Raw genomic sequence first — 18,641 nt, forward strand, 5'->3', positions numbered from 1 at the left:
CCGCTCTTCTTTATTGAAACTTGATTTTTGTGCTGTTATAATCAAAAATAGTCTACATGTGCGTAAAACAGGAGTGAACCCCATTGAATAGAGAAGACAGATTGAAAAGGCAATCGAAAATCAGGAACTTTTCGATTATTGCCCACATTGACCACGGGAAGTCGACACTTGCCGACCGGATCCTTGAAAAAACAAATGCATTGACTTCAAGGGAAATGAAGGACCAGCTCCTTGATTCCATGGACCTTGAAAGAGAGCGCGGCATTACAATCAAACTCAACGCCGTTCAGCTGAAATACAAAGCGAAGGATGGCGAGGAATACATTTTCCATCTTATCGATACCCCAGGGCACGTCGACTTCACCTATGAAGTTTCACGAAGCCTGGCTGCATGCGAAGGCGCGATTCTTGTCGTTGACGCGGCCCAGGGAATTGAGGCCCAGACGCTTGCGAACGTTTATCTTGCTATAGACAATGATCTTGAAATTTTGCCGGTCATTAATAAAATTGACCTTCCGAGCGCGGATCCTGAAAGAGTCAGAACTGAAATTGAAGATGTTATTGGCCTTGATGCTTCAGAGGCGGTCCTCGCTTCTGCAAAGGCTGGAATCGGGATCGAAGAGATTCTAGAACAAGTTGTCAAAAAAGTGCCGGCGCCTACTGGTGACCCGGAAGGTCCATTAAAAGCGCTAATTTTCGATTCCCTATATGACGCCTATCGCGGCGTTGTGGCTTATATCAGGGTTGTCGACGGGACTATCAAGGTCGGCGATAAAATCAAAATGATGGCGACCGGTAAGGAATTTGAAGTAAATGAAGTTGGTGTATTCGCCCCGAGAGCCGTTCCTCGAGACGAATTGACAGTGGGTGATGTAGGCTTCCTTACAGCTTCCATAAAAAATGTCGGTGATACCCATGTTGGTGACACGATTACAAACGCCAAAGGCGGTGTGACCGAGCCGCTGCCCGGGTACAGAAAATTGAACCCAATGGTTTTCTGCGGACTGTATCCAATTGATTCTGCCAAGTTCAACGACTTAAGGGAGGCACTTGAAAAGCTTCAGCTCAATGACGCCGCCCTTCAATATGAACCTGAAACCTCACAGGCGCTCGGCTTTGGTTTCCGAGCAGGTTTTCTGGGCCTTCTACACATGGAAATCATTCAGGAGCGGATTGAACGGGAATTTAAAATCGACTTAATTACAACCGCACCAAGCGTTATTTACAATGTAATGACGACGGATGGAAAAGAATTGAGGGTAGACAACCCTTCCGATATGCCGGACCAGCAAAAAATCGATCATGTGGAAGAGCCATATGTAAAAGCAACTATGATGGCACCGAATGAATATGTCGGTGCAATCATGGAGCTGTGCCAGAACAAGCGCGGTGTTTTCATTGACATGCAATACCTTGATGAAAAGCGCGTCAGCATTGTTTATGAAGTTCCGCTTGCGGAAGTCGTCTATGACTTCTTTGATCAATTGAAATCCAATACGAGGGGATATGCGTCCTTCGACTATGAACTCATTGGCTACAAGCCTTCCAAGCTGGTCAAAATGGACATCCTCCTGAATGCTGAAAAAGTGGATGCGCTCAGCTTTATTGTTCATAGGGATTTTGCATACGAGCGTGGCAAAGCAATTGTTGAAAAACTGAAAGGCCTGATTCCAAGGCAGCAATTCGAAGTGCCTGTTCAGGCTGCTATAGGACAAAAGATTGTCGCTCGTTCAACAATAAAGTCTATCGGGAAAAACGTATTGGCCAAATGTTATGGCGGGGACATTTCAAGGAAACGAAAACTTCTTGAGAAACAAAAAGAAGGTAAAAAACGGATGAAACAAGTCGGATCTGTTGAAGTCCCACAAGAAGCATTTATGGCCGTCCTCAAAATGGATGAAGGCGGCAGCTCGAAAAAATAATCAACCCAAAGGCAGGAAAGCTGATTTGCAGCTGTTTCCTGCCTTTTTTTGTACTTTTAAAAAAACAGCGGCTCGGAACATTTACGGTAAACGGTTTTTCGTCCAGAAGTGAATTTGACGCGATTTTACGAGAAGAGGAAAAGTTTAATTATTTTGTAATGTAACCCCTTGCAATTTTATTCGATTGTAATACGTGAAAGCTTATACTTTTAGTGGAACCTGGGCGCATTTGGTTAACCGAGGGTTTTTTTGCGGTCAAAAACGCCTTTTTAGGACATATCAGAAAAAATTATACCGGGGTGATAGGAAAGTGATTTATACAATAATTAAAAAGAATTCCTACCAGGATTCGATCAACCTTATGTTACTGACAAACGCAATATCAGCGACTGAAGGCGTAAACAAAGCCCAAATCATGATGGGAACTCCTGCGAACAAAGATATTTTCAAAGGGGCTGGATTGTATACAGAAGAACTTGAAGCAGCACAACCGAATGACATGGCTATTGTCGTCGACACTGATGATGAAAAGCTGATCGATGTTGTTTTGGAAAAAGTTGATGAATACCTGCAAAACCAGGCAACAACAAACTCAGGCAATGAATATGAAACAGTAAGAACCTGGGACAAGGCAGTCAAATCTATGCCAGACGCGACTGTAGCATTGATTTCCGTACCTGGTACGTACGCTGCGGAAGAAGCCGAAAAAGCACTTGACCTTGGGCTTCACCCGTTCATCTTCAGTGATAACGTCTCAATGGAAGATGAAGTGCGCCTAAAGAAAAAAGCACACGAAAAAGGCCTTCTTGTCATGGGTCCGGACTGCGGTACTGGAATTCTTGATGGTATTCCGATTGCTTTCGCAAACGTTGTAAATAAAGGAAAAATCGGCGTTGTTGGAGCATCCGGTACTGGTATCCAGGAAGTGACTGCGATCATCGACCGTCTTGGCGAAGGGGTGACCCACGCAATTGGAACAGGTGGACGCGACCTAAGTGATCAGGTTGGCGCAATTACAATGATGGACGGAATCCGCGCATTGGAAAGCCACAGGCAGACAGAAGTAATTTGCGTAATCTCCAAGCCGCCTGCAAAAGAAGTCCGTGATGAGGTTGTTGAGCTTCTTCATGCAGTATCAAAGCCGGTTGTAGCTATTTTCCTTGGCGAAAAGCCGACACAATACGAAGGGAATGTATACCAGGCTTATACACTTGAAGAAACAGCCCGCATTGCGGTTGACCTTGCTAAGGGCAACGATGTAAAGCCTAATTATGATGAAGGTTCATACGAAGTTGAAAATGTTGTTTTGAACTCAGAACAAAAAGCGATTAAAGGCCTTTACTCGGGCGGTACACTCGCATCGGAGGCAGCTGTATTAATTTCAGACGCTCTTGGCCTTGGAACAGATATTAAAAATGAAGATGGTTATGTCTTGAAAACTGATCATCAAGTAGTCGTTGACCTCGGGGACGATAACTATACACAAGGCAAGCCGCACCCAATGATTGACCCTGAAACAAGAGCGAAGTTCATTGAAGAAGCAGCGAAAGATGAGCACACTGCAGTCATCCTCTTAGATTTCGTACTTGGCTACGGTTCACACAACGATATGGCGGAAGCGCTCCTTCCATCAATTAAAAAAGCTGTTGCCTACGCAGGAGAGCAAGGCCGTAAGATTTACGTTGTTGCTTCTGTTTGTGGAACAGAAAATGATCCGCAAGATTACCAAGAGCAAAAGAAAAAGCTTGCTGAAGCGGGAATTATCATCAAAGACAGCAACAACCAGGCTGTACGCACAGCTCTATCAATTGTCGGCTTGAAAGTCAACGATGTTGAAAAAGCACATGTTGATGCTGCCAAGCCGACAAAGGAATACAATTTTGAAGTATCTAAAGAAATGGAAGCACTTGTAAACAATAAACCTAGCGTCATCAACGTAGGGTTGAAGAGCTTTACAGATTCCATCACAACTCTCGGCGGACGCGCGGTCCAGTTCGATTGGAGGCCAATCGCAGGCGGAAACGAGAGAATGAGAAAAATCTTAAACCTCTTAAACAACTATAGAAACTAGGAATACATGAAACAATTTTGCCGAAAGTGGTTTTCGCACCAGGTTCCTAGTGTGGAAACCCAACAGGCAAGCTTAAAAGTATAACTATTAATAACAGACTGGGAGGATTTCTAATGCAATTCAAATCGATTGATGAAGCAAACAGAGCGGTAATTGACAAGATCACTGGTTCAGCACCATTTCTTGTCGATGTTGTTCCTGCAAAAGAAAAAATCAAAGAACTAAACGAAGGTAAAGTCCTTCTTCATGCCGGCCCGCCAATCAAGTGGGAAGACATGACTGGACCAATGCAGGGCTCCTGCGTCGGTGCTTCACTTTTCGAAGGCTGGGCTGAGAACGAACAAGAAGCAAAGCGTCAGTTGGAAAATGGCGAAGTTACCTTTATTCCGTGCCATCATGTGAATGCAGTTGGCCCGATGGGGGGTATCACTTCTGCCAACATGCCTGTTCTTGTCGTTGTAGACAAGTCTGAAGGAAATGAAGCCTATTGCACAATGAACGAAGGAATTGGAGCAGTGCTTCGTTTCGGCGCGTATTCCGATGAAGTAATCAACCGCCTGAAATGGATGAAGAATGTTTTGGCGCCGACTCTTTCAAAAGCATTAGAGCTTTCTGGAGAGGGTCTTAACATCAACGTTATGATTGCCAGGGCGATCACAATGGGTGACGAATTCCACCAGCGTAATATCGCGGCTTCGCTTATTTTCCTTAAAGAAATCAGCCCGTACATTGTACAGCTTGATATCGATGACAAGGAAAAGAATGAAGTTATCCAGTTCCTTGCCGACACTGACCAATTCTTCCTGAATATTGCGATGGCGACAAGTAAGGCCGTTCTTGATAGTGCAAGAAAAATTGAGCATGGTACAGTCGTTACTGCAATGACCCGTAACGGAAAAGAATTTGGCATCCGTATCAGCGGCATGGGGGATGAGTGGTTTACTGCTCCTGTTAACACACCGCAAGGCCTATTCTTTACAGGATATTCCCAGGAACAAGCAAACCCGGATATCGGTGACAGTGCGATTACCGAAGCTTTCGGTGTTGGCGGTATGGCAATGATTGCTGCTCCTGGCGTAACACGCTTCGTAGGGGCTGGCGGCTTCAAGGACGCACTTTCAACAAGTAATGAAATGATGGAAATTTGTATCGATCAAAACAGTAACTTCACAATTCCAACTTGGGACTTCCAAGGGGCCTGTCTTGGAATTGATGCAAGGAAAGTAGTCGAAACGGGCATTGAGCCTGTTATCAACACTGGAATTGCCCACAAGCAAGCAGGTGTTGGGCAAATTGGAGCAGGTACTGTGCGCGCACCAAAGGAATGCTTCGAAAAAGCGATCGAGGCGTATGCAATCAAGCTTGGCCTTATTGAACCAGAAGCTTAAGAGATGAAACCAACAATACAACTGGATGCAGAGGAATATGAACAAAATATTCCTCTTTTCCTTGTGTAAAACCGAAACGGGAAGCTCCTAGCAATTTTACTTCTTTTATCAATTTATAAACGGAGGAAATAATCATATGTCACAAAAAGTAGTTATCGCTCTCGGCGGAAACGCCATTTTACAGCCTAAACAAGAGGCAACTTATGAAAATCAGCTTGAAAACGTACGCATGAGCAGCGAAATCATTGCTCGTATTGTAAAGAATGGCCACACTGTCATTGTTACTCATGGAAATGGCCCGCAGGTTGGAAATATTCTCCGCCAGAATGAAGAAGCGAAGGATGTCGTTCCTCCTTTCCCGCTTGATGTGTGCAGCGCTGAGTCACAAGGCTTCATTGGTTATATGATGGATCAGACACTTAAAAATGAATTAAACAAACTAGGCCTTGACAATCCAGTAGTCAGCATGCTGACACAAACCGAAGTTTCAAAGGATGATCCGGCTTTCGAAGACCTATCAAAACCAATTGGCGTTTTCTTCTCTGAGGAAGAAGCCAAGATATTGGCTGAGGAAAAAAACTGGGTTGTAAAAGAGGACGCTGGCCGCGGATGGAGGCGGGTTGTTGCTTCTCCAATGCCAAAGGCAATTCTTGGATCCGACATTATTAAAAAACTGACAGATGAGCGTGTCATTGTTATTGCCGCGGGTGGAGGCGGTATCCCTGTTGTTAAGAACGAGGATGGGACGCTGACTGGCATTGAAGCGGTTATCGACAAGGACCGCAGCGCCTTTAGGCTCGCTGAAGAAGTACAATCAGATGTGTTTATGATATTGACGGATGTTCAAAATGTTTACGTAAACTACGGAAAGCCGGACCAGAAAGCCCTTACTCACGTTACACTCGAAGAGGCAAAGAAGTATGTGGAAGAAGGCCAATTCTCGGCTGGAAGCATGGGACCTAAAATGGAAGCTGCCATGAAATTTGCTGAACAAGGCGGTCGGGCAATCATATGCTCGCTTGACCAGGCGGACCTTGCGATGGAAGGAAAAGCCGGAACACAAATCACGCTATAAACACACTTCCTTTAAATTGCGGTATCTGCTTGCGCTAAGATGTACATTAAGCAAGGGCAGATACCTTTTTCTATTTCGTTGTCAGGAGGAGGGTAGAGATGAAAAAATCCCGCTCATTTAAAAAAGAACTCATTTATTCGTTTTTACTCATCTCATTTTTTTCAATTACGCTTTTAGGGATTTTTCAAGTCTATCAATTATCTTCCTTAGTAAGAGAAAACCAAAAAAGTCAGGCAACAACGACAAAATACCTTGCTGATTATATTGGCAATTATGTTACCGAGCATAAAAAGGCCATTCAGACGAAAGCGCATAAAACTGCGCGCCATTTTGAAAACAAAGAAATGGATTTGATTGAACAGCAGTTGAAAGATATTAAAACAAACTATCCCGGATTTGTTAATTTGTACGTCGGAGATAAGAAAGGACAGTCCATCCTCTTTTATCCGGACGTCTATACAGATGGAGCTAAACGGGAAAACCTAAACTTCAGTGACCGCTCCTATTATAAGGAGTTAGTAAGAACAAAAGATACGGTTGTTTCTCCTGTATTACATGGGAGGGGCGGAACGGATTTATTATTAGTTACAATTGTTTCCCCTCTTCTTGACCACAACGGGGAAATGATTGGTTATGTTCAGGGAGCATTGGATTTGAATGCTTTAAGTGAACATATACAGAGAAGGAATTTTGGTGAGGAAGGGTATGCGGCTGTCATTGATAAAGATTGGAACGTCGTCGTGCATCCTCACGTTGATACACGCAGGGAATTGGTCAATCTTTCGAAATCCGAGATTAACCGTTTTATAGAATCAAGAGAGAAAGCCGGAGGAAGAAGTTTTTTTAAATCTATGAATCCAAATGAAGATATTTACATTACTTATGAAAAAATACCACCACTCGATTGGACGGTCTGGGTGGCAAAGCCGACCGATGCCGTTACAAAAACGTATAAAGATGCCCTCAGGACCATTTTAATTTTCCTCCTGCTAACCGCATTGGTATTGATTGGGGTAAGCCTTGTCTTGACGAACCGGCTTGAGAGGTCTATCCAAAAGCTGCTTGGCTATATAAAAGACTATACGAGGGACTTATTAGGAAAGCGTCCAAAGTCCAAGAGCATTCGAGGGCCGAAGGAAATGGAAGAGTTGTTTTTTTATTTCAACCATATGATTGATGAGGTTGAGAAAAACAGGAAGGAGTTATTAATACTGAACAAAGGCCTTGAGGCCAAGGTGCAGGAACGAACCGCCACCCTAGAGAGAAAGAACTCTGAGCTAAAGGCGATCAATAAGCTGATTACATCCGTTTCCACTGATAGAGATTTAGCTCAATTCATCCAATATTGCCTTCTGGAGATAGAACAGTTCATGAACTACTCCCTCCATGTTTGTTTCAATGACCTCGCCGTCACGAATAGGATGATTCATACAAATCAAAATTTGATGATGTACTTAAATGAGCATATGACTGGTGTTCAGCAGTATATGGAACCAATCCATATTGAAAAGAACAAAAGGGGCTTCCTCGTTGTCGACCTCACTGAACAGCAATCCATATCGGCCAGTGACCAGGAATTTTTGCGCACGTTTGCCGGATCGCTGGCTGTCATGCTGCAAAATAAATTTTTATTTGAAGAAACCCGCAATAAACATGCAGTTCTTGAAGCGGTCCTCGAAAGTATGTCAGATGGCCTTATTATGGTAAATAACAAAAAAGACGTTGAATATGTCAACGAGTTTTTCCTGAATGTAGTGGAAGTTGATGATGGGTTCGTTCATGTAGCAGATGAAGTAACACAGAGAAACGCCAGCCTGGACGATGTTTACAATCGATTTGTACATTTGTTTAATGTGGATAGGGAAGAGCTTAACGAGTTACTCTATGATAAAAAGATTGAACTAAAGCTTCACTATAAAGAGAAGAGCAAAAAGCCGAAGTATTATTTATTACATAACTTTTCTGTCTTGCTCGATGAAGAAAAAATGGGTGAAGGTCTGTTGCTTCGGGATATTACAAAGGAAGAAGAAATTGATACACTAAAAAACAATCTGATATCCCTCGCGTCCCATGAATTTAAAACACCTATTACGACGATAAAAGGAAGCGTGGAAACGCTGCTGCGCTCCGAGGTCGAGTGGGAACCTGAGTTTAAACAGGAATTGCTCGAAGGGGTTCATGAAGATATTGAGAGAATTCAGCACCTTATCAATGATTGGCTTGATATTTCAAAAATCGATTCAGGTGCTATGAACGTTGAACCTAACACGATACGCGCCGACCATGTCATTGAACTTTCGATGGAGTCAATTCCGAAAACTCTGAAGCACGATGCCATCCTTGAATTTAACAACTATGTAGAGGAAGGATTTACTTTTTACGCAGATAAAATGCGTGTTCAGCAGGTGTTAATCAATTTAATTACGAATGCGATTCGTTATAATGATTCAAACCGTAAAAAAGTGGATATTACACTCGATAAGGAAAATGGATATACAACAATTTCTGTTGCCGACAATGGAATCGGCATTTCAAAAGACCATCTTGAAAAAATCTTTAACCTCTTTTACCAGGTTGATCTCACTGCTACGAGAAGAACCGGCGGTACAGGGCTGGGACTGGCCATTTGCGCCGGCATTATGGAGGCCCATGAAGGAAGAATTAAAGTCGTAAGCGAACCTGGAATGGGAAGTAAATTTATCATCTATTTTCCTGATAGGAAAGGGGAAGATTTAATATGAAAAACCAGAGGATATGCGTTGTTGACGATGAGATGAAAATCCTTCGTTTCGTTTCGGCCAACCTTAAATCAATCGGCTATGATGTAACAACTGCAAGCTCAGGGGCCGAGCTTTTTGAAAAATTCGATCTGTTTTCACCTGATTTAATTTTACTTGATATCATGATGCCGGGCCAGGACGGATTCTATGTTCTTGAAAAGCTTCGTAAGTTCTCGGATGTCCCCGTTATTATGCTGACCGCCCGGAGCAACCCAAAGGACAAGGTGCAGGGGCTCAACATAGGGGCCGATGATTATTTAACAAAGCCCTTTTCCCTTGATGAACTATTCGCGAGGGTGAACGCCGTACTTAGGAGAAGCCAGGCCAGCCAATCTGAACTGAACACGAATCAAAAATCTGTCGTCCGTACAGGTGAACTGGCGATTGATATGGGCAGCAGCCGTTGCTGGATTCATGACAAAGAATTTAAACTGACTCATACCGAGTTTTCAGTTATGGAAATGCTCGCTTTAAATCTCGATAAGGTCGTCCCTCATGAAACGATTCTTTCAGAAGTATGGGGGCCGCAATATCGAGATGATATTGATTATTTAAGAGTTGGTATAGCAAGAATTCGCAGAAAATTGAAGGATGCCTTATCAACAAAAGAAGAGTACATTGTCACCTATCCCGGCCTTGGCTATATGTTAAGGAGCATACCCATCGAATAACGCGTTCCATTTTGCATTGAATATTAATGTTTTTGTAATAGAAACGCTCGTGAATTTATTCGCTTGTAATGGAAGCTACTCTATAGTCTAAGGGTATATGAACAATTTAAATATAATTTACCAACTATTTGTAAAGGATATTCTAGTAAGTAACTAGCTTCCCTTTGAAAGTTTTAGGTGACTATATTTGGATTTCTTAAAAAAAGGAGAATAACTATGGAAGATATTGTGATGAAATTCCGGGATATCCCGACTACTTGTGTCTCTGATGTGATGGACGGTCTATATAACCTCCATTCTTCGATTAAACCGTTAAAAGAAGATTATAAATTGGCTGGTAGAGCCTTTACTGTTAAAACTCCAGTCGGAGACAATCTCGCAGTATTTAAAGCAATCCGCGAAGCGAAACCCGGAGATATTTTGGTGATTGATGCCAAAGGCGATGAATATCGCGCGATGGCTGGCGATTATGTTGTCGGTATGGCAAAAAAAATTGGAATCGCCGGCTTTGTCTTAGATGGGGCAATTCGCGATATCGTTGGAGTAAAGGAATTGGATTTACCTGTCTTTTGCAAAGCTACGACAGTAGCTTCCAGTAAAAAAGCAGGGTTCGGGGTATTAAACGTGCCAATCTCGTGCGGTGGAATGACCGTACAGCCAGGTGATATTGTCGTTGGTGATGCGGACGGGGTTGTTGTAATTCCACAAATCATTGAACAGGAAATACTCGAAAAGTCATTAAAAAAATTCCAAGAGGACAAAGAGACTGAAGCAATCATTTCCGGTGATCGTGAGGCAATTATCAAGCATCTCGATCAATTGTTAGGGAAATAAGTATCCGCTTCTTGTTATCCCCCATGTTACCCATGGGGGAAGGATTGAAATAAGCATGCCATTTTCAGTTAATAATCTACATTTTAATGTTTTTGCAATGCAAACCTTTTCAATTTTATTCGAATGTAATGAGTTGTGTCTTATAGTTAGTTAGGGTTAAGTTTATTTCAAAATATTTGCTGTCGATCACAAATTAACAGACAGGAGGAAAATTTAGATGGCAAAACAAGAACAAATTAGTTCACATGATTCGAAAAAATTAATTCCATATTGGGTAAAAGTTGTTATAGTTTTCTTCTTTGGATGGATTGCTCTTTATGCTACTAGAACCATTCTAAACCCAATCATGAACGAAATCCAAGTGGAATTTGGGTTGAGTGCTTCACAACTTGGATTAATCAGCAGCCTCTTCTTCCTAGGCTATGCGGGACTTAACGTTCCATCTGGTATACTAGGGGATAAATTTGGCAAAAAACGTGTGCTTGTACCTGGATTTATTCTATTCGGTATCTTTGCTGCAATCACGGGCATGATGCCTACGTTCTTCCTATTCATTTCCTCATGGTTAATGGTTGGTATTTTCCAAGGGTTTTACTATGGACCGCAATACGGGCTATCAACTGAAGCGATTCCAAGAAATCGTATTACAGTGGGAAGCGCCTTCATCAACAGTGGAATGGCATTTGGTACGTCACTCGGTTATTACATCTCAACCTATACGGTCGATGTGTATGGAATGAACTGGAGAACTCCGTTCTTCATTATGGCAGTATTTGTTGTATTAGTAGGTTTAGCGATTATTTGGGTGATTAAAGACAGACCGAAAACATTAAGCGAACGTACAGCGGAGCAGGCTGGAGAGAAGTTCGAATTCAGCTCATTATTTAAAAACTGGAACTTAATAATGAATTACATTACAATTTTCACTTCTATCTATGGGTTCTTTGTTATCATCACATGGCTTCCATATTATTTGGAGCATGCACGAGGCGTAACAGGCGGTTCAATTGCTTTCGTTTCATCTCTAGTACCGTGGGCTTCCATTCCTGCCGCAATATTTTTCAGCTGGATTGCCGATAAAATGGGTAAACGCCGTCCGGTTCTGTTAATCATGATGCCTATGACTGTTTTGTGTGTCATTGCCATCGTTGCGTTTGATAGTATGGCGGTTCTTTACGCAGCATTAATCGGTTATGGAATTTTTGGTAAACTTAGCACCAATCCGATTCTGTTAGCCGTTACTGCTGATAACGCACCAAAAGGCTCATTAGGCACAGCATTTGGCCTATATAACTTTATTGGTATGTGTGGTTCCATTCTGGCTCCATATATCACAGGATACCTAACTGATTTAACAGGCAGCCTGAATTCAGGATTTTACTTTGCAGCTGGGCTTTTGGTAATCGGTACAATTGCAAGTTTCTTACTTAAGGAAGACAATAAGCCGAAAGTTGACCCAGCGACTGTATAATGTTTGCTCCACCTTTAGGGCTGTATGTCTCCAACGGAGGCAACTGACCCTAAAGGTTCGATTTATTTAAAACTAACAATCAGTGGATAACCCTGCTGCTTGAAGTCTCATTTTATACAAGGAGTGTCGAATTATGTCTATTAACACTATGCTCAATAACCCGCGTTTAAGTGTTTCTGATGAGCCTCCATATGATTTACTGCAGTCTTTTGTCAGAGATAACCATATTGCGCTGGAGGGATCTGGTGAAGGTCCTTTAAAGGGTTTGGTTTTTGGTGTAAAAGATGTTTTGAAAATTAAAGGCAGTACATGGGGGAATGGCCATCCTGAATGGTTAAGGACTTCTGATCCGGACGATTTCACCTCAAGTGCCATAACAAAATTACTAGAAGCAGGAGCCGATTTAGTAGGAAAAACGGTCTGTGACGAGTTGTGCTATAGTATTAGTGGGGAAAACTGGAATTATGGCTCTCCCGTCAATCCTCATGACCCTAGGCGCCTGACTGGTGGTTCTTCAAGCGGTTCTGCCTCTGCCACTGCGGGCGGCTTGGTGGATTTTGCCCTTGGGAGTGATTGTTTAGGGTCTGTTCGTGTCCCAGCAAGCTATAACGGAGTTCTTGGGATTCGTCCGACCTATAAGCGCGTTCCTACTGACGGAGAGGCTCCTTACTGTGAAAGCATGGATGTGCTGGGCTTTGTAGCGAATACACCTGACACTTTCAAAACAGTAGCTAGAGAAATGCTGGGTAACGATAAGGAAAATGTCCAATTCAAAAAGCTGCTTATAGCTGAAGATTGCTTCAATGCTGTGAATCAAGATGTTGCGGATGCCCTTAATCCTGCAATAAAGCATATTGGCAATGCCCTCACCTCGGTTGAAAAAGTTACTGTTAGCCCGGAAGGTTTAGATAAATGGGTAGAGATATTTAGAATCATTCAAGGCTACGAGGTATGGCAAAGCTATGGCGGCTGGGTGAGGAAATATCGCCCGAGACTGTCCCGTGGTCCAAAGGAAAGGCTGGAATGGGCTTCAACGATTACTTTGCAGGAATATAGAGAAGCTTACGCGCAGCGTCAAGGAATTATTGATCGGGTCAATGAACTCATTACACCAGATACTTTGCTATGTCTGCCAACAGCGGCATCTGTAGCGCCGTTGAAAAGCGCGCCATTAGACGAAATCAACGCGACTCGTTTGCAATCGACTTATCTGCTTTGTATCTCGCCATTGACCGGCACTCCACAAATTACGCTGCCAATGGTTAAGCAGCATGATGTGCCTCTTGGCATTTCTTTAATAGGCGCACAGGGAACAGATTTAACACTATCAGAGTTCTCAGCAGATTTGGTTGACAGTTTTTCGGCTAAGTAGGAATTTATAGCTTATAATTAGATGCTTTGCGTGGAGCCCTCGGCTATAAAAAATGTCCGAGGGCTTGATGCGTTTTCGTTATTAATCTATCTATATGTATTCCTATGCCCTTTCAATATAGGAGTTGCTTTTTTAACGATTGTAATGAAAGGCCGTATCTTCCCCTATTTCATCCTCGTATATCATTCCCGTATCAATTACATGCTTCATCTGTTTATCTGCATCGTCTGAATAAACGGCAGTTGTCCAATTGTAAGTATTGATTCGTTATCTTTAATGAGTAGAAATCTGTTACACTTAATAGTGGAAAATTGCTTAAGGTGACAGTTCATTCGGGGGTTTCCCGTTTATCCTAGTTTTTATTACCAATGAGTTGATAGCTGCCGTAAGGAGAATTAAAATGAATAAAAAGTCACGTTCGTTCAAAAAAGAACTAATCTATTCCTTTTTATCAATTACACTTGTCTCGATCATTCTTCTCGGGATATTTCAAATCATTCAATTATCCTCCTTGATTGAAGAAAACCAAAAAAGCCAAGCTCAAACGACAAAGTTCCTTGGAGATTACATTATTAACTATGTGCAAGAGTATCAAAGAGCCATTGAAGCAGGGGTTCCGGATATAAAAGAGGCATTTGCAACAAGGGACATTGCAAGTATTAAAAATCAGCTTAGTATCATTAAAGAAAAATACCCGGGCTTTGTCAGTCTGTATATGGGAGATGCTAATGGTGAGTCACTCGTTTTTTATCCGGAATTAAATAGTTATGGGAACCCTGTTAAAAACCAAAATTTCAGTGACAGGGAATATTATAAAGAATTGCTTGAGAATAAAGAAACGGTCATCTCTCCCGTGTTCCCCGGAAGAGGCGGTTCGGACAAGCTTCTCATTACAATTGCCGCCCCTATTTTAGGGGAAAAAGGAAAGTTAGATGGATACGTATTGGGGGCGTTAGATCTTACCGCATTGGAAGAGCATGTGAAAAATCGTAATTTTGGAAAAGAAGGCTATGCTGTTATTTTGGACCACAACAATAATGTGATCATCCATCCTGACATGAAAACAAAAACTGAATTAGTGAATCTATCTGACGACCCGATTGTTGAATATATTAATGCCCAGCCTACCACGCATGGGGGGGAATATTTTAATAACAGTAGCTACGGAAAAGTATTCATCACCTACGAAAAATTAGAAGAGGTCGACGGTTGGACAATTTGGATTGGTAAGCCAGCTACAGTTCTGACTAACACGTATAAAAACGCGATCATTACAATTATTGCATTTATCATTATTATCGCTGTCATTATGGTTGGAGTCAGTTTGTTTTTTGCTAATCGCCTAGAAAAGTCAATTAGGAATTTACTTGATTATATTAAGGATTATACAAATGGTTACAGAAACAGGTTTAATGTGATAAAGATAAGTGGCCCGAAAGAAGTTGAAGAGCTTTCGATCCATTTCAGCGGGATGATCGAGGAAGTAGAGAAGAATCGAGATGAACTCATTAAACTGAACACTGAACTCGAGACTAGAGTACAGGAAAGAACAGCTAGTTTAGAAAGTCGAAACACAGAACTAAGAGCTGTCAACAAATTGATTACTTCAGTCTCTTCCGAAAAAGATTTAGCCCATTTCATCCAGCATTGCTTACAAGAAATCAAACCATTAATGGATTATTCGATACATGTGTTTTTTCAGGATTTGGCTATTACAAGTGGGGAAATTTTTGCAAAACAAAATTTATTAGACTACCTAAAACAGAGGATGGTAGGTGTACAGCAGCATATTGAACCGATTCAAATTGAAAAGAACCATCAAGGGTTTTTAATTGTGGATCTTCGGAGAGAGCAGTCTATTAAGGCAAGCGACCAGGAGTTTCTCAATACATTCGCGGGTTCTTTAGCTGTTATGCTGCAGAATAAGTTTTTATTTGAACAAATCCGCAATAAGCATGCAGTTCTTGAAGCTGTTTTAGAAAGTATGTCGGATGGCTTGATGCTTGTAAACAATCAAAAAGAGATTGAATATGTTAATGATTTTTTCTTCAATGTTGTGTCGCCTGGCGATCTCTTTTTGAATAACCCGGACATTCCCGATGGTGAGTCCGCCCGTCTCGAGCTAGTTAACCTCGATGATGTATTCAACCGATTTGTAGAGTTATTTGATGTGGATAAAAAAGAATTACAGGCGTTCTTCACAGATGAAAAAGGTGACATAAAACTAGAATATGAGCAAAAGTCCAAGAAGCCGGTTTTCTACATTCTTCATAAATTTTCTGTTATGCTTGATGATGACATTATCGGTGAAGGTCTCATGCTGCGGGACATTACGAAGGAAGAAGAAATTGATACTTTAAAGAACAATTTAATTTCGCTAACCTCTCATGAATTTAAAACCCCAATTACGAATATTAAGGGCAGTGTAGAAACATTGCTTCGTTCCGAAGTGGATTGGGATCCTGAATTTAAGCAGGAGCTTCTCGAAGGCGTTCATGAAGATATTGAAAGGATTCAACATCTGGTCAATGACTGGATGGATATATCAAAAATTGAATCGGGTTCCATGTATGTTGAGCGGGACTTCATTTCCGCTGACCTCGTGATTGAAAAGTCAATGGAGCAAATTCCTTTGGGGCTAAGAGAGAATGCAGTACTTAGCTATCATAACAATCTCAAAAAGAATTTCCTTTTTTATGCTGATAAATTACGTGTCCAACAGGTTCTAGTCAATTTATTTACGAATGCATTGAGATACAATGATGCTGAAATAAAGAAAATTGAAATAATTCTGGACAGGTGCAACAATTACATGACAATTTCAGTTTCTGATAACGGAATTGGCATTTCCGAAGACCATATTGAGAAAATATTCAACCGTTTTTATCAAGTTGATGCTTCGGCAACAAGGAGGAGCGGCGGCACAGGTTTGGGTCTGGCAATTTGTGCGGGAATCATGGAAGCTCATGAGGGAAAAATAGAAGTAAAGAGTGAGCCGGAGCGTGGGAGCAGATTTATACTCTATTTTCCCTTCATGAAGGGAGAGAAGTAAAATTATTAATCAAAAGATTTGTGTTGTAGATGATGAGCCGAAAATTTTACGGTTTGTTTCGGCAAACTTAAGATCGATTGGCTATGAGGTAGCGACGGCGGCTTCAGGGGAAGAGTTATTTGATAAATTTGACCTTATTTCCCCAGACCTAATCCTCCTTGATATCATGATGCCCGGGCAGGATGGGTTTGAAGTAATGGAAAATTTGAGGAAATTTTCGAACGTTCCTGTCATTATGTTAACGGCTCGTAGCAATCCAAAGGATAAAGTCCAGGGGTTAAATGTCGGGGCAGACGATTATTTAACAAAACCTTTTTCATTAGATGAGCTTTTTGCCAGGGTAAATGCGGTCTTAAGAAGGAGCCAATCAAATCCCGTAAATTCGGCTATCGCCAATAGCCCTGTTGTCCGGACTGGAAAGCTTGCCATGGACCTTGGCAGTAAACGGTGCTGGTTGGGTGAGGAAGAATTAAAACTGACACAGACAGAGTATGCAGTTATGGAGATATTGGCATTAAATCTTGATAAAATTGTCCCTCATAAAACATTATTATCAAAAGTATGGGGGCCGCAATATCAGGATGATGTTGAATATTTGCGTGTTGGCATCGCCAGGATTCGCAGAAAAATCAAAGATCTAGCCGGAGAAGAAAAAGAGTATATTGTAACGTATCCCGGCCTTGGCTATATGCTTAGCAGCCAGTCATAGTGCAACAATGCTATATTCTTTAGAAGCAGGAAACGCACAGTTTCCTGCTTCTTCTTTTTTGGAATGCTTATAGTATAATGGTTTAATGTGTTTAGGCTTAGATTATAAATGAGGTGTTAATTTTGAATGAAACATCGCCGCAATCGGCGTATATCCATATTCCTTTTTGCCATCATATTTGCCATTATTGTGATTTTAATAAATTTTTCTTGAAAGGCCAGCCTGTGGATGAGTATCTCGATGCGCTGGATAGAGAAATGATGCTTACATTTGAAAGAGTACCCGCGGGGGAAATGAGAACGATCTTTGTGGGAGGGGGCACCCCGACTGCCTTGAGCGAGGGCCAGCTGGAGAAACTAGGTGAATCAATTAAAAATCGATTCCGTTTTGGAAACGATGTTGAGTTTACTTTTGAAGGGAACCCAGGTGATCTTTCCCCTGAAAAACTTGCTGTTTTAAAAAGCCTTGGGGTAAACAGGCTAAGTCTCGGTGTCCAGTCGTTCAATGACCAATTGTTAGAGAGAATTGGCCGCAGCCACCGTGCAAAAGATGTTTATGAAACAGTTGAAAATGCAAAAAATGCAGGATTTGAAAATATCTCACTTGACCTCATTTATGCTCTTCCTGGGCAGACATTACACGATTTTAAAGAAACACTTAAAACGGCTCTTTCACTGGACTTGCCCCATTTTTCTGGTTATTCACTTATTGTTGAGCCGAAAACTGTTTTTTACAATTTAATGAGAAAAGGACAGCTTCCTTTGCCGGGTGAAGATACGGAAGCGGCCATGTATGAAGTTTTAATGGATGAAATGCTGAAACATGGGCTGCATCAGTATGAGATTAGCAATTTTGCCAAAAAAGGATATGAAAGCAAGCATAACCTTACCTATTGGAAGAACGACGAATATTATGGATTTGGCGCAGGGGCCCATAGCTATGTTGCTGGTATCCGGAAGTCGAATATCGGGCCGCTCAACAAGTATTTAACGAAAGTAAGTGGAGGGGAACTCCCGGTACTCGAGGAGAATAAGGTAACAAGGGAAGAGGCGATGGAAGAAGAGATGTTTCTTGGCCTTCGTACGAATGGGGGAGTGCGAAAGGACGTTTTTAAGAGGAAATTCGCTGTAGAAATGGATCAGGTTTTCCCGAGCCAAATTGAAAAGTTGTCGAAAAATGGCCTCATTGAAAAGTCTTCGGACCGCATCTGCTTAACACGAAAAGGAAGACTGCTTGGAAATGAAGTTTTTCAAATGTTTTTATTGAAATAGCGCGTGGTTTTTTGAATCGTAATCA

12 protein-coding genes are annotated in these 18,641 nt (G+C 41.8%); all 12 read left to right on the top strand.

The window, feature by feature from the left end; genetic code table 11:
- Positions 1-83: 83 nt before the first annotated feature.
- The 12 genes from lepA (at position 84) to hemW (ending at position 18,616) form a co-directional block, all read left to right on the top strand.
- A complete protein-coding gene (gene lepA, locus D1B31_RS08570) occupies positions 84-1,922 on the top strand; it encodes a translation elongation factor 4 (protein WP_118920369.1) in 1,839 nt (612 codons plus the stop codon).
- Positions 1,923-2,232: 310 nt separating this feature from the next.
- Positions 2,233-3,993, top strand: a complete 1,761-nt coding sequence (gene fdrA / locus D1B31_RS08575) for an acyl-CoA synthetase FdrA (RefSeq protein WP_118920370.1) — start codon at positions 2,233-2,235, stop codon at positions 3,991-3,993.
- Between the two features lie 113 nt (positions 3,994-4,106).
- Complete coding sequence (locus D1B31_RS08580) at positions 4,107-5,381, top strand: YlbE family protein (protein WP_118920371.1); 1,275 nt, start codon at positions 4,107-4,109, stop codon at positions 5,379-5,381.
- Positions 5,382-5,517: 136 nt separating this feature from the next.
- Entirely contained in the window at positions 5,518-6,456 is a 939-nt protein-coding gene (gene arcC, locus D1B31_RS08585) for a carbamate kinase (protein WP_118920372.1), read from the top strand.
- 98 nt (positions 6,457-6,554) lie between these two features.
- Positions 6,555-9,197 (top strand): sensor histidine kinase, encoded by a 2,643-nt coding sequence (locus tag D1B31_RS08590; RefSeq protein ID WP_118920373.1) that lies wholly within the window; start codon positions 6,555-6,557, stop codon positions 9,195-9,197.
- A complete protein-coding gene (locus tag D1B31_RS08595) occupies positions 9,194-9,907 on the top strand; it encodes a response regulator transcription factor (protein WP_118920374.1) in 714 nt (237 codons plus the stop codon). The genes D1B31_RS08590 and D1B31_RS08595 overlap by 4 nt, the downstream gene beginning before the upstream one ends.
- Positions 9,908-10,123: 216 nt before the next feature.
- Positions 10,124-10,741, top strand: a complete 618-nt coding sequence (locus D1B31_RS08600) for an RraA family protein (protein WP_118920375.1) — start codon at positions 10,124-10,126, stop codon at positions 10,739-10,741.
- A 217-nt stretch (positions 10,742-10,958) separates the two neighbouring features.
- Positions 10,959-12,212, top strand: a complete 1,254-nt coding sequence (locus tag D1B31_RS08605; protein WP_118920376.1) for an MFS transporter — start codon at positions 10,959-10,961, stop codon at positions 12,210-12,212.
- A gap of 133 nt (positions 12,213-12,345) precedes the next feature.
- Positions 12,346-13,584 (top strand): amidase, encoded by a 1,239-nt coding sequence (locus D1B31_RS08610; RefSeq protein ID WP_118920377.1) that lies wholly within the window; start codon positions 12,346-12,348, stop codon positions 13,582-13,584.
- A 400-nt stretch (positions 13,585-13,984) separates the two neighbouring features.
- Complete coding sequence (locus tag D1B31_RS08615) at positions 13,985-16,636, top strand: sensor histidine kinase (protein WP_118920378.1); 2,652 nt, start codon at positions 13,985-13,987, stop codon at positions 16,634-16,636.
- A gap of 16 nt (positions 16,637-16,652) precedes the next feature.
- Positions 16,653-17,345 carry a response regulator transcription factor gene (locus D1B31_RS08620; RefSeq protein WP_275670712.1) on the top strand — a complete coding sequence of 231 codons (693 nt, stop codon included), beginning with the start codon at positions 16,653-16,655 and terminating at the stop codon, positions 17,343-17,345.
- Positions 17,346-17,467: 122 nt separating this feature from the next.
- Positions 17,468-18,616 carry a radical SAM family heme chaperone HemW gene (gene hemW / locus D1B31_RS08625; protein ID WP_118920380.1) on the top strand — a complete coding sequence of 383 codons (1,149 nt, stop codon included), beginning with the start codon at positions 17,468-17,470 and terminating at the stop codon, positions 18,614-18,616.
- The last annotated feature ends 25 nt before the right edge of the window (positions 18,617-18,641 follow it).

It is taken from the genome of Neobacillus notoginsengisoli, assembly GCF_003515685.1.
Lineage (GTDB): Bacteria > Bacillota > Bacilli > Bacillales > Cytobacillaceae > Bacillus_D > Bacillus_D notoginsengisoli.

What these genes read in the sequence shown, in the direction of transcription:
- D1B31_RS08580 (WP_118920371.1), top strand. Translation starts at nt 4,107, where the DNA reads ATGCAATTCAAATCGATTGATGAAGCAAACAGAGCGGTAATTGACAAG.
- arcC (WP_118920372.1), top strand. Translation starts at nt 5,518, where the DNA reads ATGTCACAAAAAGTAGTTATCGCTCTCGGCGGAAACGCCATTTTACAG.
- D1B31_RS08590 (WP_118920373.1), top strand. Translation starts at nt 6,555, where the DNA reads ATGAAAAAATCCCGCTCATTTAAAAAAGAACTCATTTATTCGTTTTTA.
- D1B31_RS08595 (WP_118920374.1), top strand. Translation starts at nt 9,194, where the DNA reads ATGAAAAACCAGAGGATATGCGTTGTTGACGATGAGATGAAAATCCTT.
- D1B31_RS08600 (WP_118920375.1), top strand. Translation starts at nt 10,124, where the DNA reads ATGGAAGATATTGTGATGAAATTCCGGGATATCCCGACTACTTGTGTC.
- D1B31_RS08605 (WP_118920376.1), top strand. Translation starts at nt 10,959, where the DNA reads ATGGCAAAACAAGAACAAATTAGTTCACATGATTCGAAAAAATTAATT.
- D1B31_RS08610 (WP_118920377.1), top strand. Translation starts at nt 12,346, where the DNA reads ATGTCTATTAACACTATGCTCAATAACCCGCGTTTAAGTGTTTCTGAT.
- D1B31_RS08615 (WP_118920378.1), top strand. Translation starts at nt 13,985, where the DNA reads ATGAATAAAAAGTCACGTTCGTTCAAAAAAGAACTAATCTATTCCTTT.